The organism is Nocardioides sp. Root1257 (genome assembly GCF_001425175.1).
In the GTDB taxonomy this organism is placed as follows: domain Bacteria; phylum Actinomycetota; class Actinomycetes; order Propionibacteriales; family Nocardioidaceae; genus Nocardioides.
Genome location: NZ_LMDV01000010.1, coordinates 270,177 through 292,544, shown reverse-complemented (window position 1 = coordinate 292,544; position 22,368 = coordinate 270,177). Strand labels below are relative to the sequence as shown.

Here is a 22,368-nt window from a genome sequence, read left to right as displayed (position 1 = left end):
GAGTGCCGGTCTGTCGTCTCGACCAGATCGAGGTCGAGGGCGGGGTCGCCGCACTGGTCGAGGGCGCTGCGGTCGCAATCTTCCGGACACACGACGGCAACGTGTACGCGATCTCCAACTACGACCCTTGTTCCCAGGCATCGGTGCTGGCTCGGGGCATCGTCGGAACGCGCGGCGACGTCTCGTTCGTCGCCTCACCGATGCACAAGCAGGCCTTCGACCTGCGCACCGGACAGTGCCTCGACGACGCGGCGGTCCGGGTCCCGACGTACGACGTCCGGGTCGACGACGGCATGGTGCTCGTCGGCCGGCCACACGAGGAGGGTCCGTGACCGAGAGCCCGACCGGTCTTCCGCTCGAGGGCTTCCGCATCGGCGTGACCGCCGCCCGGAAGGTCGACGAGCAGGTGGGTCTGTTGGAGCGTCGCGGCGCGACCGTCGAGTGGGCGCCGGCCCTGTCCCTCGACCCCAACCACGTCGACGACGACGAGCTGCGGGCGGCGACCGAGGAGGTGCTCAGCCGGCCGGTCGACATGTTCCTGGCCACGACGGGGATCGGCATGAAGGCGTGGTTCGAGGCCGCCGAGCGGTGGGGCCTCCTGCCCGACCTGCTGGCCGCGCTCGAGGGAGCCGAGATCCTCGCCCGCGGCCCGAAGAGCGTCGGCGCGCTGCGCCGCCAGGGTCTCCGTGAGCTGTGGGCGCCCGAGTCCGAGTGCTTCGAGGACGTGCTCGAGCACCTGCGCGGCCGGCCGCTCGCCGGCCGCCGGATCGTCGTGCAGGAGCACGGGCAGTCGCTGTCGATGGTCGCCCACGCCCTGCGCCGCCAGGGCGCGGAGGTCACGACGGTGACCGTCTACCGGGTGGCGGCCGCCGACGACCCGGGACCGATGTTCGCGATGATCGACCTGATCGCGGAGCGCAAGCTCGACGCGGTCACGTTCACCTCGGCGCCGGCGGTCGCGGCGCTGATGGAGGCCGCCGGCTCCACCGGGCGTCGCGACGACCTGGTCTCGGCGTTCCAGGCCGACGTCGTCGCCTCCTGCGTCGGGCCCGTCACCGCCGCCGCCTTCGAGATGTGGGGCGTGCCGACGATCTACCCGGACCGCTCCCGCCTCGCTGCGATGGTCAAGCAGCTCGAGACCGAGCTGCCCTCGCGTCGCTCCGGCCTGACGATCGAGCTGGTCGGCGGTCGCCAGCTGCTGCTCCACGGCGACGAGGTGCTCCTCGACGGCGCCGACGTGAAGCTGACGCCCGCGCCGGCCGCCGTCCTGCAGGCGCTGGTCGCCAACCCCGGCAACGTCGTCTCCCGCCAGGCCCTGCTCGCGATGCTGCCCTCCGGGACCGCGGGCTCCGAGCACGCGGTCGAGATGGCGGTCGCGCGGCTGCGCGCCGGCCTCGGGACCCGGACGGTCCAGACCGTCGTCAAGCGCGGCTACCGGCTGGCGCTCGCGCCGTGAGGCTGGTGACGGTCGCCCACGGGACCCGCACGGCGGAGGGCAACGCCGTCGCCCGGGCGATCACCGGCGCCGCCGGCACCCGGCTCGGCCTGCCGTGGGTGGCGTCGTACGTCGAGCTCTGCACGCCGCTCTACTCCACGCTGTCCGACGAGCCGTCGGTGCTCGTCCCGCTGCTGCTGTCCACCGGCCACCACGTGCGCCACGACCTCCGGGGCGCCCGCGCGCTCGGGCCCGACCCGCTGCTCGCCGCCGCGCAGGCCGATCGCCTGGTCGCAGCGGGTGCATCTCCCGGGGCGCCGGTCGTGATGGTGGCCGCCGGCTCCCGGGACCCGCTCGCCACCCGCGACCAGGTGCTCGCCGCGGCGTACCTCTCCGAGGAGTGGGGCGGCCCGGTGCGGCTCGCGACGCTGTCCGGGGTCGGTCGCCGGCCGGCCGAGGTGGTGACGCCCGACGACGTCGTGTCGCCGTACCTGCTGGCCCCGGGGCACTTCGCGTCCCGGGTCCGCTCGGAGTCGGGTGCTGCGGCCGTCGTCGCCGACGTGATCGGGGCCCACCCCGCCGTCGTGGACCTGGTCGTGTCGCGGGCGGTCGAGGCGCTGGCGGGGCTGCGGTCGGCCTGAGGTCGCGCTTGTAACGCGGGGTTAGGGCCACTGGTGACCCCGTTCGAACGGGGTGCCTAGTGGTGCTAACCCCGCGTTACAAGCGATGGCGGCGTCAGACCGGGTCGGGGTCGCCCGTCGGGTCGAGCGCCTGCTCGTCGACGAGGTGCGCGCCACCGAGGGGGTCGCGCGACCAGCGGGCCACCGTCCACCCCGACGACGGGTCCCCGTCGAGGACCACGGCGCCGGTGTTGAGCAGCCGCTCCTCGCGCGGTCCGCCGTGCCTGGCGGCAAAGGTGCGGATCGCCGCACCGTGGCTGACCGCCACGACGGTCGCGTCGTCGGCATGGCCGGCGGCGATCGCGCCCACGGCTGCGTCGTACCGGTTGAAGAAGGAGTGCCCGTCCGGCCCGCCCGGCATGGGGACGGCGAGGTCGCCGGCGATCCAGGCGGTGACCGTGGAGGCGTACGACGAGATCGAGAGCTGGTCGGTCCTCATCTCGAGCTCACCGGCCCCGATCTCCTCGAGCCCGTCGCTGACGACGATCTCCAGGCCGCGGGCGGTCGCCAGGGGAGTGGCGGTGAGCTGGGTGCGGACCAGCGGCGAGGCGTGGACGGCCGTGATCGCCTCGTCTGCCAGCGCCGCCGGGATCGCGTCCGCCTGCCGGTGACCCAGCGGGGTCAGCGGCGCGCCGGGGATCGCGGTGTCGAGGGCGCCCGCCACGTTGGACGGCGTCTCGCCGTGACGGATAAGGATCAGGCGCACGCCGGCCAGCCTACGGATCGGGCCCCGCTGGCTGTAACGCCGGGTTAGTTGCTGTTCCCAGCGTGTTGCAACCTCGTGGGAAGAGTCAGTAACCCGGCGTTACAGCGGGCCGGGCGCCGATCAGCCCCGGTCCAGGTCCACGGTCTCCGGCGTGTGCAGCCGTACCAGGAACCGGTCGGCGTGGTCGGGGACCCGGGCGCGGGTGCCCAGTGAGACGACGACCATGGTGAGGAGGGCGAGCGGCACCGTCCACGCGGCGGGCTGGCCCATCAGCGCGTCCACCCAGCCGGACGGCGCCGGGGTGCGGACGGTCCAGGCGATCGCGACGGCGGAGCTGAGCCCGCCGATGGCGAGCCCCGCGACCGCGCCGTACGACGTGAGGCGGCGCCACCAGATGCCGAGCAGGAGCAGCGGGCAGAAGGTCGCGGCGGCCATGGCGAACGCGAGTCCGACCGCCCGGGCCACGCCCAGGTTGGGCACCAGCAGCGCCACGATGCACGGCACCGTCACCGCGACCACCGCAGCGACCCGGAACGCGCTCACCCCGCCCAGTCGCCGCCCCCACCACGCCCGCCCTGTCACGTCCTGGCTGAGCACCCCGGCGACCGCGATCGAGAGCCCCGACGAGGTCGACAGGAACGCCGCGAACGCGCCCGCGGTCACCATCCCCGTGAGCACCTCGCCGAGCAGGCCGTCGACCATGATCCGCGGCAGCTCCAGCACGAGGGCGTCCGACCGCCCGGTGGCCGCCAGCTCGGGGGCGTAGACCCGGCCGAGGGCGCCGTAGACCGGCGGCAGCAGGTAGAAGAGGCCGAGCAGCACCAGCACCACCAGCGTCGTACGCCGGGCCGCGCGACCGTCGGGGTTGGTGTAGAAGCGGACGACCACGTGAGGCAGGCCCATAGTGCCGAGGAACGTCGCGATGATCAGGGAGTAGGTCACGTAGAGGCCTGACCCGCCGCCCGACGCGAGCGGCACCGACCAGTCTCCGGCCCCGGACGGCCGCGGCGAGGAGTCGCCGGCCCAGACGACGAGCAGCACCGCCGCCGGGACGAGCAGCGCGGTGAGCTTGAGCCAGTACTGGAAGGCCTGCACGAAGGTGATGCTGCGCATCCCGCCGGACGTCACGTTGGCGAGCACCACCACCCCGACGATCACCGGACCGACCCAGGTCGGGGCGCCCACGGCCGAGCGCAGGGTCAGCCCTGCGCCCTGGAACTGCGGCAGCAGGTAGAGCCAGCCGATCGCGACGACGAGCACCGAGCAGGCCGATCGGACCCCGCGCGAGCCGAGCCTGGCCTCGGCGAAGTCGGGCAGCGTGTAGGCGCCCGAGCGACGCAGCGGGGCGGCGACCAGGACGAGCAGGACGAGGTAGCCGGCGGTCCAGCCGACCGGGTACCAGAGCATGTCGGCGCCGTTGAGCAGCACCAGCCCGGCGACGCCGAGGAAGGACGCGGCCGAGAGGTACTCGCCGCCGATCGCGCTCGCGTTGAGCCGCGGGTGCACGGTCCGCGACGCGACGAAGAAGTCGCTCGTCGTGCGCGAGAACCGCAGCCCCCACGTGCCGATCACCAGGGTCGCGACGGTGACCAGGGTGATCGCGACGATGCCGGGCGCGGCGTCGAGGCTCATGCACGCACTCGCTCGCTCATGCGTCCTGCTCCGAGACGATCTCGGCGAAGTCGCGCTCGTTGCGCTCGGCCCGTCGTACGTAGCCCCAGCCGAGCGCGACCAGCGCCGGGTAGACGACGACGCCGAGCAGCAGCCAACCGAGCGGTACGCCGAGCAGGCGGACCTCGGAGAGCTCGGGCGCCAGGTAGAAGGCGAGCGGCAGCAGCCCGATCGTCAGCGCCATCACGGCCAGCACGCCGAGCGCGAGCCGGAGCTGCTCGCGCAGCAGCGAGCGCATGTAGACGCCACCGAGACGGGTGCCGGCGTCGATGTCGGACGTGCGGGCCGTCGCCGCCCGCCGGCTCGGCGGGCCGGTGACCCGCACCCGCTCCGGCGGCTCCGCCGGATGCTGGCCGGGCTCGGTCACGGGCCAGCGGTCCGCGAGGCCAGCAGCAGCTCGCGCAGCTCGCGGGTGTGCCGCCGGCTGACGACCAGCTCGACGCCAGGCCCGTCCTTGGCAGGGCCCACGACGACCGTGCAGCGACCGCCGTCCATCCGGACCTCGGTGACGTGGTCGAGCGAGACCAGGAGCGAGCGGTGGATCCGCACGAACCCGGCGGTGGCCCACTCCTCCTCGAGCGTGGTCAGGGGACTGCGGACCAGGTGCGACTCGGTCGCGGTGTGCAGCCGGGCGTAGTCGCCCTGGGCCTCCACGTGCGTGATGTCGCAGCGGTTGAGGAAGCGGGTGACCCCGCCCCGCTCGACCGCCACCTGCGCGTCGTCCTTCGCCGTGCTCGACTCGGCCTTGCCCTCGACGGTGCTGACGACGCGGCGTACGGCCTCGGTGAGGCGGTCGGCGCGCACCGGCTTCAGCACGTAGTCGACGGCGTGCAGGTCGAAGGCCTCGACGGCGTGCTGCTCGTGCGCGGTCACGAAGACCACCGGCGGCGGCGTCCGGAAGCGGCTCAGCACCTGCGCCAGCTCGAGCCCGGTCAGCCCCGGCATCTGGATGTCGAGGAAGACCGCGTCGACGGCACTCTCCCGCAGGATGCGCAGGGCATCGGTCGCCGACGAGCTGGTGACGACGGCGCTGACCCGCGGCTCGGCGCCGAGCAGGAACGCGAGCTCGTCGAGCGCGGGCTGCTCGTCGTCGACGACCAGGACTCTCATGGGTCGACTCTCATACGTGCACTCCCGGGGCGAACTTGGGGACGCGGACCGTCACTCTCGTACCCGCTCCCGGAGCAGTTTCCACCACCAGCCCGTAGTCGTCACCGAACGTCGTCCGCAGCCGGCCGTCGACGTTGCCCAGCCCGACCGAGTCGAGGGCGGCGTCGCCGGCGAGCGCGCGCCGTACGACGTCGGGGTCCTCGCCCACGCCGTCGTCCTCCACCTCGATCACGCACTCCTGGTCCTGGTCGCGGGCCACGATGCTGATCGAGCCACCACCCTCGGCCGACTCGAGGCCGTGGCGTACGGCGTTCTCGACCAACGGCTGGATGCACAGGAACGGCACGGCGACGGGCAGCACCTCCGGGGCGATCCGCAGGGTCACCCGGAGCCGGTCGCCGAAGCGCGCCTGCTCCAGCAGCAGGTAGCGCTCGACCGAGCGGAGCTCCTCGGCGAGCGTCGTGTACTCGCCGTGCCGGCGGAAGGAGTAGCGGGTGAAGTCGGCGAACTCCAGCAGCAGCTCGCGGGCCCGGTCGGGGTCGGTGCGCACGAAGCTCGCGATCGCGCCGAGCGAGTTGTAGATGAAGTGCGGGCTGATCTGGGCCCGCATGGCGCGCACCTCGGCCTCCATCAGCCGGGTGCGCGAGGCGTCGAGCTCGGCGAGCTCGAGCTGGGCGCCGACCCAGAGCGCGACCTCGTCGGCGGCGCGGGCGAGGCCCGCGGTCGGGGCGGCGGCGAAGACCTGGAGGGTGCCGACGACCCGCTCCTCGGTGACCAGCGGGCTCACGACCGCCGACCGGATCTCGCAGCCCGCCACGTCGCAGGGCAGGTCGCCGCGGTCGAAGACGCGGGTGCGCCCGACCTCGACGGTCGCCGCCGCCAGCCGGGCGCACTGCTCCTCGTGGTGCTGCCCGTGCCCGTGCCAGGCCAGGGGGCCGGCGGTGTCGGTCAGCGCGAGGGCCGGGCTGCCCAGCAGGTCGTGGAGGTGCCGGATGCTGCGCTCGGCGCTCTCGCCGGTCAGCCCCGCGCGCAGCGGGGGTGCCGCCAGCGAGGCGTTGTGGAGCGTGCGGAAGGTGGCCCGGTCGGCCTCGGTGCCCAGGTGCCGGCGGCGCCACGGTCGGGGCATCGTCGGGCCGCGGTCTCAGCTGAAGTCGATGAGCAGGACGTCGTCGCTCTCGGCGGGTGCCGTGGTCGCGGGGCCGGCGTCGGCTGCCGGGTCGGTCGGGGCCGGCCGCTGCGCGACGGTCGCCCGGAAGCAGAAGGCGAGGTAGGGCAGCTGCATGCCGTCCATGCCGCGCCCGTAGTCGTCGTACAGCGCGAGCACCTCGGCGAGCTTGGCCTCCCGGGCCGGCTCGTCCATCACGGCGAGGTTGGAGCGCGAGAGCGCCAGGTCCTGCACGGAGTCGCGGTCGATCAGCTGCCAGTGCCGGAACGACTCCTCCTCGACGTCGTCGAAGTACGCCGACTCGACCAGCGGGCCCGCGTCGCGGAGGTGCTCCTGGGTGCCGATGACCCGACCGAGCTTGCGCACCCACGGGATCTGCTCGTCGCGCTGGTTCCACACCAGGGCCAGCCGGCCGCCGGGTCGCAGCACGCGCGCGATCTCCGGCAGGGCCCGGTCGAGGTCGAACCAGTGGAACGCCTGGCCGGCCACCACCACGTCGTACGACCCGTCGGCGGCGGGCAGCTCCTCGGCGGAGGCGACCGAGGTCGGGACGTCGGGCAGGCGGGCGCGCAGCCGGGCGAGCATCGCGTCGTCGGGGTCGGTGGCGTGCACGTCGTGGCCGACCGCCACCAGCGCCTCGGTCAGCTTGCCGGTGCCGGCGCCGATCTCGAGGACGGTGACCGGCTCGTCGCCCACGAGCCACGTCGCGGCCTCGGCGGGGTAGCCGGGCCGACCACGGTCGTAGGCATCGGCGACGGAGCCGAAGGAACGGGCGGGATCAGTCATCGGTCCAACCGTACCCGCCGGATAGCCTTTCGCCGGTGAGCCCGGATCCGTTGTCGCACCTGGTGTCCCTCGAGGGCGTCCCCTCGGCATACGCCGCCGCCCGCGACGGGATCGACGTGATGCTGCGCGACCGCGGTCTGCGCCGTACCTCTCCCGAGACGACCGCCGAGAGCCTGCTGCGCGGGGCGCACGCGAGCGCCGTGCTGGAGGGCTCGGCGGCGACCCTGACCGAGGTGCGCGCCGGCACGGGCGACGAGACCTCCGCCGACGCGGTGCGGGTGTCCACCGAGCTGCTCGGCCTGGCTCCGGCACTGAGCCGCGCTCCGCTGCAGGCGCTGGCGCGCATCCACGCGCTGGCGGCGGCCGGGCTGCCGGCCGAGAGCCGCGGCCGCCCGCGCGACGGGGGAGCTGCCGAGACGCTGCGCGGCGTCGGCCAGCTGATGACCGCGCCGACCGAGGCCCCGGCGCTGCTGGTCGCGGCGATCGTGCACGCGACGCTCGCGACCGCGGCACCGTTCGCCTCGCACAACGGCATCGTCGCGCGGGCCGCCGAGCGGCTCGTCCTGGTCGCCCGGGGCGTCGACGAGAAGTCGCTGGTCGTGCCGGAGGCCGGCCACCTGGCGCTGCGGGCGGCGTACGAGTCCAACCTGCGCGGCTACCGCGACGGCGGCGGCGCCGGGGTGCACGCCTGGCTGCTCTACGCCGCCGAGGCGTACGCCGCGGGGGCCGAGGCGAGTCCGCTGAGACGGTCGGCCGACTGAGGCTGCTGCCTCCCGCTCGACCACCCCGGAGTCCACCCGTGCGAACGGCACCCGGTTCTCGAGTGGTGGGCCGGGTGCCGTCGCTGACACGTGACGCCGTTGGCTACCAAGCGTGCACTCTCTAACTGCGGCCCCGGGTGTATCCCGGCTCGGCCAACGCCCTGATGAAGGGTAGATCGCCGCGTGGGTACCAGGCTCACGTGCAGGATGTGGAGTTCTGACCTCATGTGTACGCCGGTCCCGATCAGTCCGCAAGGGTTGACTTGCCGGGTGATTGGTGGGTCGGATCAGGCGCCGAGACGGCGGCGTCGGGCGTTGGCCCAGAGCACCCCGCCGACCGCCACGACGCCGCCCACGGCGAGCGCCGCGAGGGTCGGTCCAGCCGGAGGCAGCGGCATCCGGGCGCGCAGTGCGACCGGCTTCGTGAAGACCAGCACGGGCCACTCGTGGACGCTCGCCGCCTTGCGCAGCTCCTTGTCCGGGTTGACCGCGAAGGAGTGGCCGACGGCCTCCAGCATCGGCACGTCGGTCACCGAGTCGCTGTAGGCGTAGCTGTCGTCCAGGTCGTAGCCGACCTCCTCGGCGAGCTCGCGGATCGCGCGCGCCTTCTCCTCGGCGTACGCGTAGTACTCGATCTCGCCGCTGTAGCGACCGTCGACGATCTCCATCCGGGTCGCGATCACCCGGTCGGCGCCCAGCATCGCGGCGATCGGCTCGACGACCTCGGAGCCCGAGGCCGACACGATGACGACGTCGCGACCGGCGAGCCGGTGCTCCTCGATCAGCGACACGGCCTCGTCGTACACGATCGGCTCGACGACGTTGTAGAGCGTGTCGGCGACGATCTCGCGCACGGTCGCGACGTCCCAGCCGGTGCAGAGCTGCGACATGAACTGCCGCATCTTCTCCATCTGGTCGTGGTCCGCGCCGCCGACGAGGTAGACGAACTGGGCGTACGCCGAGCGCAGCACCGCGCGCCGCGTGATCAGGCCGCCGGCCTGGAACGGCTTGCTGAAGGCGAGCGTGCTCGACTTGGCGATGATCGTCTTGTCGAGGTCGAAGAACGCCGCGGTGTGCGCCATGGCCCCATCGTAGGTGGGTGCGGGCCGGGTTCCGTCCACAGCGCCGCCGTCGAACCGCCTTGTCCACAAGGGAAATCCACCCGGTCGCCCCTGAGGGCGGCAGCGGGAAGCATCGCCGCCATGACCGCTCCGCTCATCGTCACCCGTGACCAGTCCCTGCTGGACCAGCTGCTGCGCCTGGCCGCGGCCGCCGGCATCACACCCGATGTGGCGCCGGACCTCGGCGCGGCGCTGCGGCGCTGGCCGATGGCCCCGCTGGTGCTGGTCGGCAGCGACGTCGCCGCCGAGCTGGCCGCGATCTCGCCGGCGCGCCGGTCCGGGGTGCACGTGGTGGCCTGGGGCCCGGTGCCCGACGAGATGTTCCGGGTGACGGTCGCGCTGGGCGGCGAGAGCGTCGCCCAGCTGCCGGCGTCGGAGGGATGGCTGGTCGAGGCGCTGACCGACCTGGGCGACCCGCAACGACCCGCCGGCGCGGTGATCGGGGTGATCGGCGGCAGCGGCGGCGCGGGGGCGACGACCTTCGCGTGCGCGCTCGGCCAGCTGGCCGCCCGGCGCGGTCGGGCGGTGGTCGTCGACGCCGACCCCCTCGGCCCCGGCGTCGACCGGGTGCTCGGCCTCGAGGAGCGCGACGGGGTGCGCTGGGACGGGCTCTGCCACACCACGGGCCGGCTGAGCGCGCGGTCCCTGCGCGAGGCACTGCCCCGCCGTGAGGACCTCGCGGCGCTCACCTGGCACGCAGGGGCGCCCGGAACGCTGCAGGCGTTCGCCGTCCGCGAGGTGCTCTCGGCGGCCCAGCGCGGCCACGACTTCGTGGTGGTGGACCTGCCGCGGTCCGACGACGCGCTGGTCGACGAGCTCGTCGCCCGCTGCGACCGGCTGCTCGTGGTCGTCGTCCCGTCCGTCGCCGGCGTCGCCTCTGCCGTTCGGATCTGTGCCCGTCAGCCCGACCCTGGCCGGGTGCGGCTGGTGGTGCGCGGCACCGGCGTCGCGTCGTCCGCGATCGCTCGCGCGACCCGGGTCCCCGTGCTGGTCACCATGGCCGATCAGCGGGGTCTCGCCGAGTCCATCGACCTCGGCCTCGGCCCGGTCCGCTCCCGCCGCGGGTCGCTCGGGCGGGCGGCAGGGGAGGCGCTGGACCAGCTCACGCTCCTGCACGCGGCCGCGGCATGACGTTCCAGGTGACGGACCTGGAGACGGTCCGCGACCGTCTGGCCAGGACGCCGGGCGCGCTGACGCCGCACCGGGTCGCCGAGGCGCTGCGCGAGACCGGGCGGCCCGTCGGGGACGCCGAGGTGCTCGCGGTCTACGAGACGCTGCGTCGCGACGTCGTCGGGGCCGGCCCCCTCGAGCCGCTGCTGCGGACCCCGCACGTGACCGACGTGCTGGTCAACGGCGCGGAGCAGGTCTACCTCGACCGGGGACGGGGACTCGAGCTCACCGCGGTGCGCTTCCCCGACGAGGAGTCCGTGCGCCGGTTGGCACAACGGCTCGCCGCGCTCGGCGGGCGCAGGCTGGACGACGCGACGCCGCACGTCGACCTTCGGCTGCCCGACGGATCGCGGTTCCACGCGGTCCTGGCGCCGCTGGCCCGACCGGGCACGGTGATCTCGCTGCGCGTCCCGCGACGTCAGGCGTTCACGCTCGACGAGCTGGTCGAGCACGGCACGGTCGACCCGGCGACGGCCGAGCTGCTCGACGCGATCGTGACCGCGCGCCTGGCGTTCCTCGTCAGCGGCGGCACGGGCTCCGGCAAGACCACCCTGCTGGCCGCCCTCCTGGCCCGGGTCGACCCCGGCGAACGCCTCGTCGTGGTCGAGGACGCCAGCGAGCTGCGGCCCGACCATCCCCACGTCGTCGCCCTCGAGGGTAGGCCCGCCAACCTGGAGGGTGCCGGCGCCGTCGAGGTCCGCACCCTGGTGCGCCAGGCGCTGCGGATGCGACCCGACCGACTCGTGGTCGGCGAGGTCCGCGGCGCGGAGATCGTCGACCTGCTGGCCGCTCTCAACACCGGCCACGAGGGTGGCTGCGGCACCCTGCACGCCAACTCGGCGCTCGACGTCCCCGCCCGGGTCGAGGCTCTCGCGCTCGCTGCCGGCCTCGGCCGCGCGGCCGCGCACAGCCAGCTCGCGTCCGCCGTCGACGTGGTGCTCCACCTGGCCCGGGGCGCCGACGGCGTACGCCGGCTCCGGCAGGTCGCGATCCCCACGCGCGGCGCCGACGGCCTGGTGTCGATGGCCGCTGCGCTCGACGTCGGGTCCGACGCCCGGCCGCGGCCGGGACCGGCCGCGGGTTCCCTGGCGGCCCGGATCCGGGCCGCCCCATGAGTGCCGCGCTCCTCGCAGCGGGCTGCGCTGGGGTGGCGGTCGCGCTGCTCGTCCGCCCGCCGGCGCGGCTGGATCGCACGGCGCGCGCGGGGGTCTCCCCGCGGCAGGTGCTGCCGCTGGTCGTGGCCGCCGTGGTGGTGGCCGCCGTCGTCGCGCCCGGCGCCGGCGCCCTGCTCCTGGTGCTGGCGGCCGCGGGTTTCGCGGGCGTGGCGCTCGTGCGACGTCAGCGGCGACGCCGGGCCGCGGAAGGGGTCTCGGCGCGGGTGCTCGAGACCTGCGAGGTTATGGCCAGCGAGCTCGCGGCCGGCCGGGCGCCGGGGGAGTGCCTCGACCGCGCCGCCGGCTCCTGGCCGCCCATGGCGCCGGTGGCCGCGGCCTTCCGCGTCGGCTCGGACGTGCCGACCGCGATGCGCGACCTCGCGGCGGGTGTCGACGGTGCGGGCGACCTGCGGGTCGTCGCGGCCGCCTGGCAGGTCGCGCACCGCACCGGCGAGGGCCTCGCCTCGACGATCGACCGGGTCGCCGAGTCGCTGCGCGCGGCGGCCGGGACGCGCCGGGTCGTGGCCGGCGAGCTCGCCTCGGCCCGGGCGACCGCACGCCTGGTCGCCGGCCTGCCGGTGCTCGCCCTGGTGATGGGCTCCGGCGCCGGCGGCGACCCGTGGGGCTTCCTCGTCGGCACGCCGGCCGGCCTCGGCTGCCTGGCGCTCGGCCTGGCCTTCGGGCTGGCCGGGCTCTGGTGGATCGAGGCCATCGCCCGCGGCGCGGAGGAGGTCGCATGAACACCCCGATGATCTGGCTGGCAACGGCCGCGGCGGCCGCGGCGGTCGCGCTCCTGGTCCGGGTGCGCCCGCGGCTCCCGGTCGTGGTCGGCGGCCCGGTGGCCGCTCGCAGCTCCGACGCCGGCTGGCTGCACCGGCACCGGCTGTTCTGGGCAGGCCTGGCCGGCGTGGCGGCGACGGTCTTCGTCGCGGGGCCGGTGGGGGTGGCGGCGGGTGTCGCGGCGGCGGTGGGCACGTGGGTGGTCATCGGTCGTGCCGAGCCCGCCTCCGCCCGCGCGGCTCGACGTGCGGTCGCGCGTGACCTGCCGCACGTGGTCGCGCTGTTCGCGGCTGCGCTCCGTGCCGGCGCCGCGCCGGGGGAGGCGATCGACCAGGTCTGCCGGGCGCTCCCGGGGCCGGCAGCCGACCGGCTTGCCGGGGTGGCCGCCCGGCTGTCGCTCGGGCTCGACCCTGCGCAGGTGTGGTCCTCGCTGACGGACGACCCGGCGCTGGCCGGGCTCGGCCGCACCCTGGCTCGCGCGCACGCGACCGGTGCGCCGGTCGTCCCCGCGGTCGAGAGGCTCGCCGACGAGCTGGCCCGGACCGGGCGTGCCGACAGCGAGGAGCGCGCCCGCGCCGTCGGCGTCCAGGCGGCGGTGCCGCTCGGACTGTGCCTGCTGCCGGCCTTCGTGCTGATCGGCATCGTGCCGCTCGTGGTCGCCCTGCTCACCAGCCTCGACCTGTGACCGCACCGGGCCACGAACCGTCCACCGACGACTCCGCCGCACGGCTCTCCACAGCCGCGCTCGGCCCGCCAGCGGGATCCTCCGAGATCGCAGAAGGTCGGGGCGACGGGCCGCATCGGGCGGCCGGGAAACGGAGGAACACATGTCTCTGCGATCACGCGACGAGCGCGGCATCACCACGGCGGAGTACGCCGTGGGCACGGCCGCCGGGGCCGGTCTGGCCGGGCTGCTCTACAAGCTGCTGACCGGCGGCTTCGGCGACCAGCTGCTCAAGACCCTGTTCGATCACGTGCTCGGGCTGCTGGGCATCGGATGAACCAGCGGCCCACTCCCCGCGACGAGCGCGGTGCCGCCACCGCCGAGCTGGCGATGACGCTGCCGCTGCTGCTGGCGGTGACGATCGGGCTGGTGTGGCTGCTGTCGGTCGGCGCGGCCCAGGTGCGCGCGGTCGACGCCGCCCGCGAGACGGCGCGCGCCGTTGCCCGGGGCGACGCGACGGACGCCGCGATCGCGCGCGGGGAGCGGGTCGCCCCACCGGGCAGCACGGTGACGGTTCGCGACGGCGGTGGTGGCGAGGTCACCGCCGTCGTCGTCGGACGGGTCTCCGGGCCCGGCGGCCTCTTCGACCTGCCGTTCGCGCAGGTGTCCGCGGAAGCCGTCGCCGCGAGCGAGGAGACGACGCCGTGACCCGTCGGCAGGCCCGCGACCGACACCGTGACCAGCGCGGCTCGGCGACGCCGTTCGCGATCGCGTGCCTCGGCCTGCTGGTGCTGCTCGCCGCGGCGCTCGGCGTCGTGTCGGCGATGGTCCACGCCCAGCGCCGCGCCCAGTCGGCCGCCGACCTCGGCGCGTTGGCGGCCGCGCAGGCCCTCGCGCGCGGCGCCGACGGGTGCGCGGCGGGCGCACGGGTGGTGGCGGCGAACGGCGCCGCGGTGACGTCGTGCCGGGTCGACGAGCGCGACGTCCGGCTGGCCGTCGAGGTGCGCGGCCCGCGGTGGCTGGGCCAGACCGGCGACCTCGGCGCCGAGGCGCGGGCCGGACCCGCGGAGCGCTAGAGCGCCCGGGCCTCAGTAGTCGCGGTCGGTGTTCTTGTCGCGGTCCTCGTCGTCGTCGCGGCGCTCGGCGTCGCGCTTCTCCAGCTTCTCGGACAGCTCGTTGAGCTGCTTGGACTCGCGGCGCTGGCGCAGGGAGCGCTTGGTGCCCCACTTGCTGATGCTGAAGCCCCACAGGAGGGCGAGGCCGCTGCCGAGACCGATGAGGTAGAGCCCGAGGGCAGTGATGTCGAGGCCGAGCAGCTCGACGTTCGTGCCGTCGGCCGTCAGCACCGCTGCGACGACCGCGAGTGCGCCGACCAGCATGACGAGGAGACCGAAGACCATGCCGCGGACCCTAGGACATCGCCCGCGGCAATGCCTAGCCCCCGGTGAGCAGGAGGTCGAGGAGGGCGGCCGCACCGGCCTTGTCGAGCGGGTTGTTCTGGTTGCCGCACTTCGGTGACTGGATGCACGACGGGCAGCCGTCCTCGCAGGTGCAGGCGAGGATGGCGTCGCGGGTGGCGGTCAGCCAGGCGCGCGCGGTCCGGTAGCCCCGCTCGGAGAAGCCGGCGCCGCCCGGGTGCCCGTCGTAGACGAAGACCGTGAGCTGCCCGGTGTCCGGGTGCAGGGCGGTCGAGACACCGCCGATGTCCCACCGGTCGCAGGTCGCGAAGAGCGGCAGCAGCCCGATCGAGCAGTGCTCGGCGGCGTGGGCGGCACCGGGCAGGTCGCGGGCCGCGAGCCCGGACTCCGCCAGCGCGTGCTCCGGCACCGTCCACCAGACCGCCGCCGTGCGCAGCGACCGCTCCGGCAGGTCGAGCGGCTCCTCGCCGAGCACCTCGCCCCCGGGCTGGCGGCGTCGCAGGAACGCCACCACCTGATGGGTCACGTCGACCACCCCGAACGCGAGCCGGCACGACCCCCACTGCACGTGCTCACGCTCCTCGACGATCGCGATGTCGGTGACCTCGCGGGCCGTCGTCGAGTAGTCGGGATCGGCGCGGTCGATCACCGCGACGTGCTCCTCGAGGTCGAGGGAGCGCACCAGCCAGGTCTCGCCCCGGTGCACGTAGACCGCGCCGGGGTGGGCCGTCGCGTGGGAGCTGGATGCGTCGACGGTGCCGATCACCCGGCCGGTCTCGCCCTCGACCAGCTGCACGGGCGCGCCGCCCGCGGACCGGATGTCGGCGAGGTCGCTGGCCCGGCGCCGGTCGGTCCAGAACCAACCGCGCGGCCTCCGTCGGAGCAGTCCGCCCTCGGTGAGTGCGTCGACGACCTCGCGGGCGGTCGGCCCGAAGAGCGGCAGGTCGTCCTCCGTGAGCGGCAGCTCCTGCGCGGCGGCGCACAGCTGCGGGCCGAGCACGTACGGGTTCGCCGGGTCGAAGACCGTGGCCTCCACCGGCCGGCCGAGCAGCGCCTCCGGGTGGGTCACCAGGTAGGTGTCGAGTGGGTCGTCGCGCGCGACGAGGACGCCGAGGGCATCCCGCGCGCCGCGCCCGGCTCGGCCGACCTGCTGCCACAGGGCTGCGCGGGTGCCGGGGAACCCGGCCATCAGCACGGCATCCAGGCCGCTGATGTCGATCCCGAGCTCCAGGGCGTTCGTGGCGGCGAGCCCGGTCAGCGCCCCGCTGCGCAGCGCCTCCTCGAGGGCGCGGCGCTCCTCGGGGAGGTAGCCGCCGCGGTACGCCGCGACCCGGCCCGGGAGCGACGGGTCGACGTCGGCGAGCAGCTCGGCGGCGGTCATGGCGACCTGCTCCGCGCCCCGGCGCGAGCGGACGAACGCCAGGGTGCGGACGTCGGACGACACCAGGTCGGCCAGCAGGTCCGCGGTCTCCGAGGAGGCGGCGCGCCGGACCGGCGCGCCGTTCTCCCCCGTGTGGGCGGTGAACGGCGGCTCCCACAGGGCCAGCCTGACCCGGCCGCGCGGCGACCCGTCGCCGGTCACCGCCGCGACGTCGAGGCCGGTCAGCCGGCGGGCCGCGAGGTCGGGCTCGGCCACCGTCGCGGAGGCGAGGACGAAGGTCGGGTGCGCACCGTAGGACGCGCACAGGCGGCGCAGCCGTCGCAGGATCTGGGCGACGTGGGCGCCGAAGACGCCCCGGTAGTGGTGGCACTCGTCGACCACGACGTACTGCAGGGCACCCAGGAACGACGACCAGCGCTGGTGGCCGGGCAGCAGGGACCGGTGCAGCATGTCGGGGTTGGTGAGGACGTACTCGCCGTGGTCGCGCGCCCAGTCGCGCTGCTCCATCGTGCTGTCGCCGTCGTGGGTGGTGGCGCGTACGTCGAGCCCCAGGGCGGTGATGCTGGCGAGCTGGTCCTGGGCGAGTGCCTTCGTCGGCGCCAGGTAGAGGACGGTGGCGCCGCGCTGACCGCGCGTGCCCCTCGATCCTCGGATCGCGGTGAGGGCGGGCAGCTGGTAGCCGAGGCTCTTGCCGGACGCGGTCCCGGTCGCGAGCACGACGTGCTGGCCCTCCCACGCGGCCTCGGCCGCGACGGCCTGGTGCTCCCAGAGCCGGTCCACCCCGCGCCCACGCAGCGCCGCCACGACCTCAGGGGCCACCCACAGCGGCCAGTCGGCCTCCCGCGCCACCCGCGGTGGCAGCACCTCCAGGTGCCGCAGGCGATCCTCCCGGCCGGGCACCGAGGCCAGTCGGTCGACCAGGTCTCCCAGGTCGACCGACGGGGAGCGCGGGGCCGTTGTCACCCGTCCATTCTCACCGAGTGCGCCGACAACCGTGGACCCCGGACGCCCCACGAAGGCGCCGAGCGTCGTACCCTGCCTCGGATGATCGTCTCGCCCTTGTGGCCTACTTTGTGCGCGGGACGGCATGAGCGTGGTTTCATTGACCAGGCCGGACACGGGGCAACAGGTCCCGGCGGACCGGTCGACCGAACGAGCTGCACGGGAGACAAGTGGTGGACCTGACCCTGACGACGCGCGACGCCGGTGGGAAGACCATCGTTGCGGTCGGCGGCGAGATCGACGTCTACACGGCTCCCAAGCTGCGGGACAAGATCACCGAGCTGGTCGCTGCCGGCGCCTACGACATCGTGGTCGACATGGAGGAGGTCGAGTTCCTCGACTCCACCGGTCTCGGCGTCCTGGTGGGTGGCCTGAAGAAGGTCCGCGCCCACGACGGCTCGCTCGAGCTGGTCTGCAACCAGGACCGCCTGCTCAAGATCTTCCGGATCACCGGCCTCGCCAAGGTGTTCGTGATCCACGACTCCGCCGAGGCGGCCCTCGCCGGCAGCTGACCGGCCCCTCTGCTTCACCGTCACCCCCGTCGTCCTCGGACGACGGGGGTGTCGTCGTTTCGGGGGCCGATCCCGGGGCGATTGCGACTCGCCGTGTGTTCCAGGTCACATAACGGTGCTGCCGCCGGGCCAGGCGTGCGTAGACTCCGGCCCGTCCGTGTGAGATCTGCATCACGTCCGGCATCACACCCAGGAGGAACCGCATGACGGGGATCCATCCCGCTGCCGTCGAAGTCACCGGGGGCAATCTCGTCCTCGTCATCGTCGTCGCCCTGATCGCGCTCGGGGCGCTCGCCATGGCGGCGATGTTCCGCCAGGAGGTGCTCGCCGCAGGCGAGGGCACCGACAACATGAAGAACATCGCGCAGGCCGTGCAGGAGGGCGCGGACGCCTATCTCCAGCGGCAGTTCCGCACCCTGGCGATCTTCGCCGCCGTCGCGTTCTTCGCCCTGCTCGCGCTCCCCGCCGACGACATGACCGTGCGGATCTTCCGCTCGGTCTTCTTCCTCATCGGCGCGGGCTTCTCGGCCTCGGTCGGCTACCTCGGCATGTCACTCGCCGTCCGCGCCAACCTGCGCGTCGCGGCCGCCGCCAACACGACCGGCCGCGAGGCCGCGATGACGATCGGCCTGCGCACCGGCGCGATGGTCGGCATGCTCACCGTCGGCCTCGGCCTGCTGGGCGCGAGCCTCGTCGTCATCTTCTTCCAGGACGAGGCGCCCAAGGTCCTCGAGGGCTTCGGCTTCGGCGCCGCACTGCTCGCGATGTTCATGCGGGTCGGCGGCGGCATCTTCACCAAGGCCGCGGACGTCGGCGCCGACCTGGTCGGCAAGGTGGAGCAGAACATCCCCGAGGACGACCCCCGCAACGCGGCGACGATCGCCGACAACGTGGGCGACAACGTCGGCGACTGCGCCGGCATGGCCGCCGACCTCTTCGAGTCGTACGCCGTGACGCTGGTCGCCGCGCTGATCCTGGGCTCCCAGGCGTTCGGTGACCAGGGCCTGGTCTACCCGCTCCTGATCCCCGCGATCGGTGCACTCACGGCGGTCGCGGGCGTCTACCTGACCCGTCCGACCCCCGGGGTCAACGGCCTCACCACGATCAACCGCTCCTTCTACCTGTCGGCCGGCATCGCCGCGATCGCCAGCGTGGTGCTGTCCTTCGTCTACCTGCCCGGCAGCTTCGCCGAGTTCGACAACATCGGCGCGCTGGCCGGTGCCGACGGAGACCCCCGGGTCATCGCGAGCGTGGCCGTCGTCATCGGCATCGTGATGGCGGCGGGCATCCTGGCCCTCACCGGCTACTACACCGGCACCGAGTACAACCCGGTCAAGGGCGTCGGCAAGACGTCGCTCACCGGCGCGGCGACGGTGATCCTCTCCGGCCTCTCGGTCGGCTTCGAGTCGGCGGTCTACACGACGCTCGTCATCGGCGCGGCCGTCTTCGGGGCCTACCTGCTCGGCGGTGCTGCCCTGACCGTCTCGCTGTTCGCGGTCGCCCTGGCCGGCTGCGGCCTGCTGACGACCGTCGGCGTCATCGTCGCGATGGACACCTTCGGTCCCGTCTCCGACAACGCCCAGGGCGTCGCGGAGATGTCGGGCGACGTCAGCGAGGAGGGAGCGCAGATCCTGACCGACCTCGACGCCGTCGGCAACACCACCAAAGCGATCACCAAGGGCATCGCGATCGCCACGGCGGTCCTCGCGGCGACGGCGCTGTTCGGCTCCTACGCCACCTCGGTGGCCGAGGCGCTGGTCGACGCCAACCCGAGCGCCAAGGAGGTCAACCTCCTCAGCTTCGAGGTGTTCAACCCGGCCGTCCTGGTCGGCGTGCTCCTCGGCTCGGCCGTGGTGTTCCTCTTCTCCGGCCTCGCCATCAACGCGGTCGCCCGCGCGGCCGGCGCGGTCGTCTACGAGGTGCGCCGCCAGTTCCGCGAGATCCCCGGGATCATGGAGGGCACCGGCCGTCCGGAGTACGGCAAGGTCGTCGACATCGTCACCAAGGACTCGCTGCGCGAGCTGGTCACGCCCGGCATCCTCGCCGTGCTGGCGCCGGTCGCGGTCGGCTTCGGCCTCGGCGTGACAGCGCTGGCCGGCTTCCTGGCGGGCGCCATCGGCACCGGCACGCTGATGGCCGTCTTCCTCGCCAACTCGGGCGGTGCCTGGGACAACGCCAAGAAGCTGGTCGAGGACGGCAACCACGGCGGCAAGGGCTCCGAAGCCCACGCGGCCACGATCATCGGCGACACCGTCGGCGACCCCTTCAAGGACACGGCCGGCCCGGCCATCAACCCGCTGATCAAGGTGATGAACCTGGTCTCGCTGCTGATCGCCAGCGCCGTCGTGTCCATGAGCGTCGGCGAGGACCAGCACGATGCCCTGCGGATCCTGATCGCCCTGGTGGCGGTCGCGATCATCGCCGGCGCGGTGATCGTGTCCAAGAGGCGCGAGGTCGAGTTCGGCGACGCGCCGGCGGACACGCCTCCGCCGCCACCCCCTCCGGTCGTGCAGACCGACCCGGCTCCGACGCAGCAGTTCGAGGCGCCGCACCAGCCGTAGCCCGACGACGTCGACCCGCCCGACCCGCGAGGGGAGGGCGGGTCGTCGTCGTTTCGGCACGCCCTAGGCTCGAGCGGTGACCGAGTCCCTGCCGCAGCGCCTGCGCGCCGCCCTCCTCGACGCCGACTTCACGTACGACGAGGTGGCTGACCTGCTCGGGACGGCGGCGTACGACGCGCTCGCCCGCAACGAGACCACCCCCGCGCTGCGGCGGACGAGCGGCGGCAGCCCCCTCGAGACCCTGACCCGGCTCTTCCTGCTCCAGACGGTCGTCGGCCTGGACGACGCCGAGCGCGCGCTGCCCGGACTGGTCGACCGGCTCGCCGCCGAGGGCTTCCTCGAGCGCTCGGTCGGCGAGGTCGCTGCCCGTCTCGACGTCCGCCCGTACGCCGCCGACGGCGCGAACCTCTGGGTCGTCAGCGACCTGACCCCCGGGCTCGACGGTGGTCCCAACCGGGTCGGCCCGGACCACGTGCTCGGGATCAGCTCGGCGTCCACATCCCTTGCCCAGCTGACGATTCGCGAGCAGGTGGGCCGCTCGCTCGACCTCGGCACCGGGTGCGGTGTGCAGGCGCTGCACCTGGCCGGCCACAGCGGCGCCGTCGTCGCGACGGACGTCAACGAGCGTGCTCTGCGGCTCACCCGCTTCACCCTGGCTCTCAACGACGTCCGCACCCCGGTCGACGTCCGGGCCGGCTCGTTCTTCGAGGCCGTCGCCGGTGAGCGCTTCGACCTGATCGCGACCAACCCGCCCTTCGTCATCTCGCCCGCCACCGGCGAGCGTCTGGTCTACCGCGACTCCGGCCTCCCCGGCGATCGGGTCGTCGAGCACATCGTCCGCTCCGCGCCCGACCACCTCACCGAGGGGGGCTGGTGCCAGGTGCTCGCCAACTGGGTGATCCCGGCCGGCACCGACTGGCAGGAGCGGCTGGGCTCCTGGGTCGCCGACGAGTGCGACGCCTACGTCGTGCAGCGCGAGGTCGTCGACCCCGCGTCGTACGTCGAGCTCTGGCTCAAGGACGCCGGCCAGCACGGCGGCCCGGAGTACGCCGCCCGCTACGACACGTGGGTCTCGTGGTTCGAGCAGCAGGGCATCGAGGCGGTCGGCTTCGGCTGGATCAACCTGCGTCGCTCCGGCGCGGCCCAGCCGAGGCGCGAGCTCCTCGAGTGGCCGTACGACGTGGAGCAGCCGATCGCGCCCGCGCTCCTGGACTGGGCGGCCGCCGGGGACGCCGAGGTCGACCTCGACTCCCACCTCGTGGTCCGCCCGGACATCCAGCAGGAGACCGTGGGCGCGCCGGGCGCCGCGGACCCGGAGGTGGTCGTGATGCGGCAGCAGCGCGGGCTGCGCCGGGCCCGTCAGGCCGACACCGTCGAGGCCGCCCTGGTGGGTGCGTGCGACGGCGAGCTCAGCGTCGGTCAGATCCTCGACGCCCTCGCGGAGCTCCTCGACCTCGACGCCGAGGACACGCGCTCGACCTACCTCCCGACCGTGCGGGCGCTCGTCGCGGAAGGCTTCCTCAAGGCCTGACGCTCACGCGGCCGCTGCGGCGGCGCGGGCCCGGTCCCGGAGGCGGACCAGCCGCTCGCGGGTGGCGCCGGTCAGCAGGTCGGCGCGACCGAGCGGCTCGAGCTCGGGCACCCCGACCGGGCGTGCCCAGCGGTCGGCCCGGGGCAGGAAGCCGCGCAGCGTCGCGGCCACGACGTTCCCGTAGGACGACGCCGGGGACCGCAGGGCGAAGGCGTCCTGGATCGTGCCGACCCGTCGGGTGCCGACGGGATGGAAGGCGCCGTTGGCCTTGCCGACGGCCCAGCAGATCCCGGCGGCGAGGTGCGCCGCCGTCGCGGCGCGGGTCACCGACTCCGGGTCGTCGGCCCACAACGCCAGCAGGGCGTGCCGGAACGCGTAGGACATCTCGCGGTCGAAGAGCCGGGTCGCGACCGAGTCGAGCAGCTCGGCGGTCGCCTCCATGCGCTGGCGCTGGGCCGCCTGCGGGTACTCGACGGGCAGGTCGATCGCGTCGTCGTCCAACGGCTCGACGCCGAGCCCGTCGACCGCCGCCCGGCCGCCGCACACCTCGGCCAGCCAGGTGTGCACCTGCTCGTGCAGGGGAGGCGGCGGGGGCGCCGGCGGCGGAGCCGGTGGGCGGACGTGCGACCCCCACTCGGTGCCGGTCGCCGGCTCCTGCCAGGACTCGACCAGACGGCCGTCGACGAAGACGAGGTGGGTGACCAGGGGTGTGTGCCAGGTGTCGGAGTACATGCCGGGACGGTGCCACGCGCCGGCGGAC

24 protein-coding genes are annotated in these 22,368 nt (G+C 74.3%); 14 read left to right on the top strand and 10 right to left on the bottom strand.

What is annotated here, in order from left to right:
- The first annotated feature begins 2 nt into the window (after positions 1–2).
- The 3 genes from nirD to ASC77_RS20355 are packed head-to-tail and all read left to right on the top strand — an operon-like array spanning position 3 to position 2,076.
- The gene (nirD, locus tag ASC77_RS20365; RefSeq protein ID WP_235547832.1) at positions 3–332 is read left to right on the top strand and encodes a nitrite reductase small subunit NirD; all 330 of its coding nucleotides are present in this window, start codon (positions 3–5) and stop codon (positions 330–332) included.
- Positions 329–1,456: a uroporphyrinogen-III synthase gene (locus tag ASC77_RS20360; protein WP_056157139.1), complete on the top strand. Its 1,128-nt coding sequence runs from the start codon at positions 329–331 to the stop codon at positions 1,454–1,456. The genes nirD and ASC77_RS20360 overlap by 4 nt, the downstream gene beginning before the upstream one ends.
- Positions 1,453–2,076, top strand: a complete 624-nt coding sequence (locus ASC77_RS20355) for a sirohydrochlorin chelatase (RefSeq protein WP_056157137.1) — start codon at positions 1,453–1,455, stop codon at positions 2,074–2,076. Before ASC77_RS20360 ends, ASC77_RS20355 begins: the two co-directional genes overlap by 4 nt.
- Positions 2,077–2,170: 94 nt before the next feature.
- Here ASC77_RS20355 and ASC77_RS20350 read toward each other — a convergent pair whose 3' ends face one another.
- From ASC77_RS20350 to ASC77_RS20325, 6 genes are all read right to left on the bottom strand, one after another.
- Positions 2,171–2,821, bottom strand: a complete 651-nt coding sequence (locus ASC77_RS20350) for a histidine phosphatase family protein (RefSeq protein ID WP_056157134.1) — start codon at positions 2,819–2,821, stop codon at positions 2,171–2,173.
- Between the two features lie 120 nt (positions 2,822–2,941).
- On the bottom strand, positions 2,942–4,453 hold the full coding sequence (locus ASC77_RS20345) for a cation acetate symporter (RefSeq protein ID WP_056157132.1): 1,512 nt from the start codon (positions 4,451–4,453) through the stop codon (positions 2,942–2,944).
- A gap of 16 nt (positions 4,454–4,469) precedes the next feature.
- Positions 4,470–4,859, bottom strand: coding sequence for a hypothetical protein (locus tag ASC77_RS20340; protein WP_056157130.1), 390 nt, complete (start codon positions 4,857–4,859; stop codon positions 4,470–4,472).
- Positions 4,856–5,602 carry a LytR/AlgR family response regulator transcription factor gene (locus tag ASC77_RS20335; protein WP_056157129.1) on the bottom strand — a complete coding sequence of 249 codons (747 nt, stop codon included), beginning with the start codon at positions 5,600–5,602 and terminating at the stop codon, positions 4,856–4,858. The genes ASC77_RS20340 and ASC77_RS20335 overlap by 4 nt, the downstream gene beginning before the upstream one ends.
- A gap of 10 nt (positions 5,603–5,612) precedes the next feature.
- Positions 5,613–6,728: a histidine kinase gene (locus ASC77_RS20330; RefSeq protein ID WP_056157128.1), complete on the bottom strand. Its 1,116-nt coding sequence runs from the start codon at positions 6,726–6,728 to the stop codon at positions 5,613–5,615.
- Between the two features lie 15 nt (positions 6,729–6,743).
- A complete protein-coding gene (locus tag ASC77_RS20325; protein WP_056157125.1) occupies positions 6,744–7,553 on the bottom strand; it encodes a class I SAM-dependent methyltransferase in 810 nt (269 codons plus the stop codon).
- A 35-nt stretch (positions 7,554–7,588) separates the two neighbouring features.
- Here ASC77_RS20325 and ASC77_RS20320 point away from each other — a divergent pair, with 35 nt between their 5' ends.
- Positions 7,589–8,314, top strand: coding sequence for a hypothetical protein (locus ASC77_RS20320; RefSeq protein ID WP_056157123.1), 726 nt, complete (start codon positions 7,589–7,591; stop codon positions 8,312–8,314).
- A gap of 287 nt (positions 8,315–8,601) precedes the next feature.
- On the opposite strand, the gene ASC77_RS20315 is transcribed toward ASC77_RS20320, so the two are convergent.
- Positions 8,602–9,396, bottom strand: a complete 795-nt coding sequence (locus tag ASC77_RS20315; RefSeq protein WP_056157122.1) for an HAD family hydrolase — start codon at positions 9,394–9,396, stop codon at positions 8,602–8,604.
- A 120-nt stretch (positions 9,397–9,516) separates the two neighbouring features.
- Between ASC77_RS20315 and ssd the strand changes: the two genes are divergently transcribed.
- The 7 genes from ssd (at position 9,517) to ASC77_RS20285 (ending at position 14,279) form a co-directional block, all read left to right on the top strand.
- Entirely contained in the window at positions 9,517–10,566 is a 1,050-nt protein-coding gene (gene ssd, locus ASC77_RS20310) for a septum site-determining protein Ssd (protein ID WP_056157120.1), read from the top strand.
- On the top strand, positions 10,563–11,720 hold the full coding sequence (locus ASC77_RS20305; protein WP_056157118.1) for a TadA family conjugal transfer-associated ATPase: 1,158 nt from the start codon (positions 10,563–10,565) through the stop codon (positions 11,718–11,720). Before ssd ends, ASC77_RS20305 begins: the two co-directional genes overlap by 4 nt.
- Positions 11,717–12,499 (top strand): type II secretion system F family protein, encoded by a 783-nt coding sequence (locus ASC77_RS20300; protein WP_082575070.1) that lies wholly within the window; start codon positions 11,717–11,719, stop codon positions 12,497–12,499. The genes ASC77_RS20305 and ASC77_RS20300 overlap by 4 nt, the downstream gene beginning before the upstream one ends.
- Positions 12,496–13,224, top strand: a complete 729-nt coding sequence (locus tag ASC77_RS20295) for a type II secretion system F family protein (protein WP_082575068.1) — start codon at positions 12,496–12,498, stop codon at positions 13,222–13,224. Before ASC77_RS20300 ends, ASC77_RS20295 begins: the two co-directional genes overlap by 4 nt.
- A gap of 142 nt (positions 13,225–13,366) precedes the next feature.
- Complete coding sequence (locus ASC77_RS26285; protein WP_082575066.1) at positions 13,367–13,540, top strand: DUF4244 domain-containing protein; 174 nt, start codon at positions 13,367–13,369, stop codon at positions 13,538–13,540.
- Positions 13,537–13,911 carry a TadE family protein gene (locus ASC77_RS20290; RefSeq protein ID WP_056157115.1) on the top strand — a complete coding sequence of 125 codons (375 nt, stop codon included), beginning with the start codon at positions 13,537–13,539 and terminating at the stop codon, positions 13,909–13,911. The genes ASC77_RS26285 and ASC77_RS20290 overlap by 4 nt, the downstream gene beginning before the upstream one ends.
- On the top strand, positions 13,908–14,279 hold the full coding sequence (locus tag ASC77_RS20285; RefSeq protein WP_056157113.1) for an Rv3654c family TadE-like protein: 372 nt from the start codon (positions 13,908–13,910) through the stop codon (positions 14,277–14,279). The genes ASC77_RS20290 and ASC77_RS20285 overlap by 4 nt, the downstream gene beginning before the upstream one ends.
- A gap of 12 nt (positions 14,280–14,291) precedes the next feature.
- Here the strand turns inward: ASC77_RS20285 and ASC77_RS20280 are convergent, their stop codons facing one another.
- Both ASC77_RS20280 and ASC77_RS20275 read right to left on the bottom strand, forming a co-directional pair.
- Complete coding sequence (locus ASC77_RS20280; protein WP_056157112.1) at positions 14,292–14,603, bottom strand: hypothetical protein; 312 nt, start codon at positions 14,601–14,603, stop codon at positions 14,292–14,294.
- A 34-nt stretch (positions 14,604–14,637) separates the two neighbouring features.
- On the bottom strand, positions 14,638–16,965 hold the full coding sequence (locus ASC77_RS20275) for a DEAD/DEAH box helicase (protein ID WP_235547830.1): 2,328 nt from the start codon (positions 16,963–16,965) through the stop codon (positions 14,638–14,640).
- Between the two features lie 212 nt (positions 16,966–17,177).
- On the opposite strand from ASC77_RS20275, the gene ASC77_RS20270 reads away from it, so the two are divergent.
- The 3 genes from ASC77_RS20270 (at position 17,178) to ASC77_RS20260 (ending at position 21,608) form a co-directional block, all read left to right on the top strand.
- A complete protein-coding gene (locus ASC77_RS20270; protein WP_056157267.1) occupies positions 17,178–17,516 on the top strand; it encodes an anti-sigma factor antagonist in 339 nt (112 codons plus the stop codon).
- 203 nt (positions 17,517–17,719) lie between these two features.
- Positions 17,720–20,077 (top strand): sodium-translocating pyrophosphatase, encoded by a 2,358-nt coding sequence (locus ASC77_RS20265; protein WP_056157110.1) that lies wholly within the window; start codon positions 17,720–17,722, stop codon positions 20,075–20,077.
- 76 nt (positions 20,078–20,153) lie between these two features.
- The gene (locus ASC77_RS20260) at positions 20,154–21,608 is read left to right on the top strand and encodes a methyltransferase (protein ID WP_056157109.1); all 1,455 of its coding nucleotides are present in this window, start codon (positions 20,154–20,156) and stop codon (positions 21,606–21,608) included.
- Positions 21,609–21,611: 3 nt separating this feature from the next.
- Here the strand turns inward: ASC77_RS20260 and ASC77_RS20255 are convergent, their stop codons facing one another.
- Positions 21,612–22,340 (bottom strand): hypothetical protein, encoded by a 729-nt coding sequence (locus tag ASC77_RS20255; protein ID WP_056157107.1) that lies wholly within the window; start codon positions 22,338–22,340, stop codon positions 21,612–21,614.
- Positions 22,341–22,368 lie beyond the last annotated feature (28 nt).

What these genes read in the sequence shown, in the direction of transcription:
- ASC77_RS20280 (WP_056157112.1), bottom strand. Translation starts at nt 14,603, where the DNA reads ATGGTCTTCGGTCTCCTCGTCATGCTGGTCGGCGCACTCGCGGTCGTC.
- ASC77_RS20265 (WP_056157110.1), top strand. Translation starts at nt 17,720, where the DNA reads ATGACGGGGATCCATCCCGCTGCCGTCGAAGTCACCGGGGGCAATCTC.
- ssd (WP_056157120.1), top strand. Translation starts at nt 9,517, where the DNA reads ATGACCGCTCCGCTCATCGTCACCCGTGACCAGTCCCTGCTGGACCAG.
- ASC77_RS20315 (WP_056157122.1), bottom strand. Translation starts at nt 9,396, where the DNA reads ATGGCGCACACCGCGGCGTTCTTCGACCTCGACAAGACGATCATCGCC.
- ASC77_RS20335 (WP_056157129.1), bottom strand. Translation starts at nt 5,602, where the DNA reads ATGAGAGTCCTGGTCGTCGACGACGAGCAGCCCGCGCTCGACGAGCTC.
- ASC77_RS20295 (WP_082575068.1), top strand. Translation starts at nt 12,496, where the DNA reads ATGAACACCCCGATGATCTGGCTGGCAACGGCCGCGGCGGCCGCGGCG.
- ASC77_RS20325 (WP_056157125.1), bottom strand. Translation starts at nt 7,553, where the DNA reads ATGACTGATCCCGCCCGTTCCTTCGGCTCCGTCGCCGATGCCTACGAC.
- ASC77_RS20305 (WP_056157118.1), top strand. Translation starts at nt 10,563, where the DNA reads ATGACGTTCCAGGTGACGGACCTGGAGACGGTCCGCGACCGTCTGGCC.
- ASC77_RS20300 (WP_082575070.1), top strand. Translation starts at nt 11,717, where the DNA reads ATGAGTGCCGCGCTCCTCGCAGCGGGCTGCGCTGGGGTGGCGGTCGCG.
- ASC77_RS20290 (WP_056157115.1), top strand. Translation starts at nt 13,537, where the DNA reads ATGAACCAGCGGCCCACTCCCCGCGACGAGCGCGGTGCCGCCACCGCC.
- ASC77_RS20255 (WP_056157107.1), bottom strand. Translation starts at nt 22,340, where the DNA reads ATGTACTCCGACACCTGGCACACACCCCTGGTCACCCACCTCGTCTTC.
- ASC77_RS20345 (WP_056157132.1), bottom strand. Translation starts at nt 4,453, where the DNA reads ATGAGCCTCGACGCCGCGCCCGGCATCGTCGCGATCACCCTGGTCACC.
- ASC77_RS26285 (WP_082575066.1), top strand. Translation starts at nt 13,367, where the DNA reads ATGTCTCTGCGATCACGCGACGAGCGCGGCATCACCACGGCGGAGTAC.
- ASC77_RS20330 (WP_056157128.1), bottom strand. Translation starts at nt 6,728, where the DNA reads ATGCCCCGACCGTGGCGCCGCCGGCACCTGGGCACCGAGGCCGACCGG.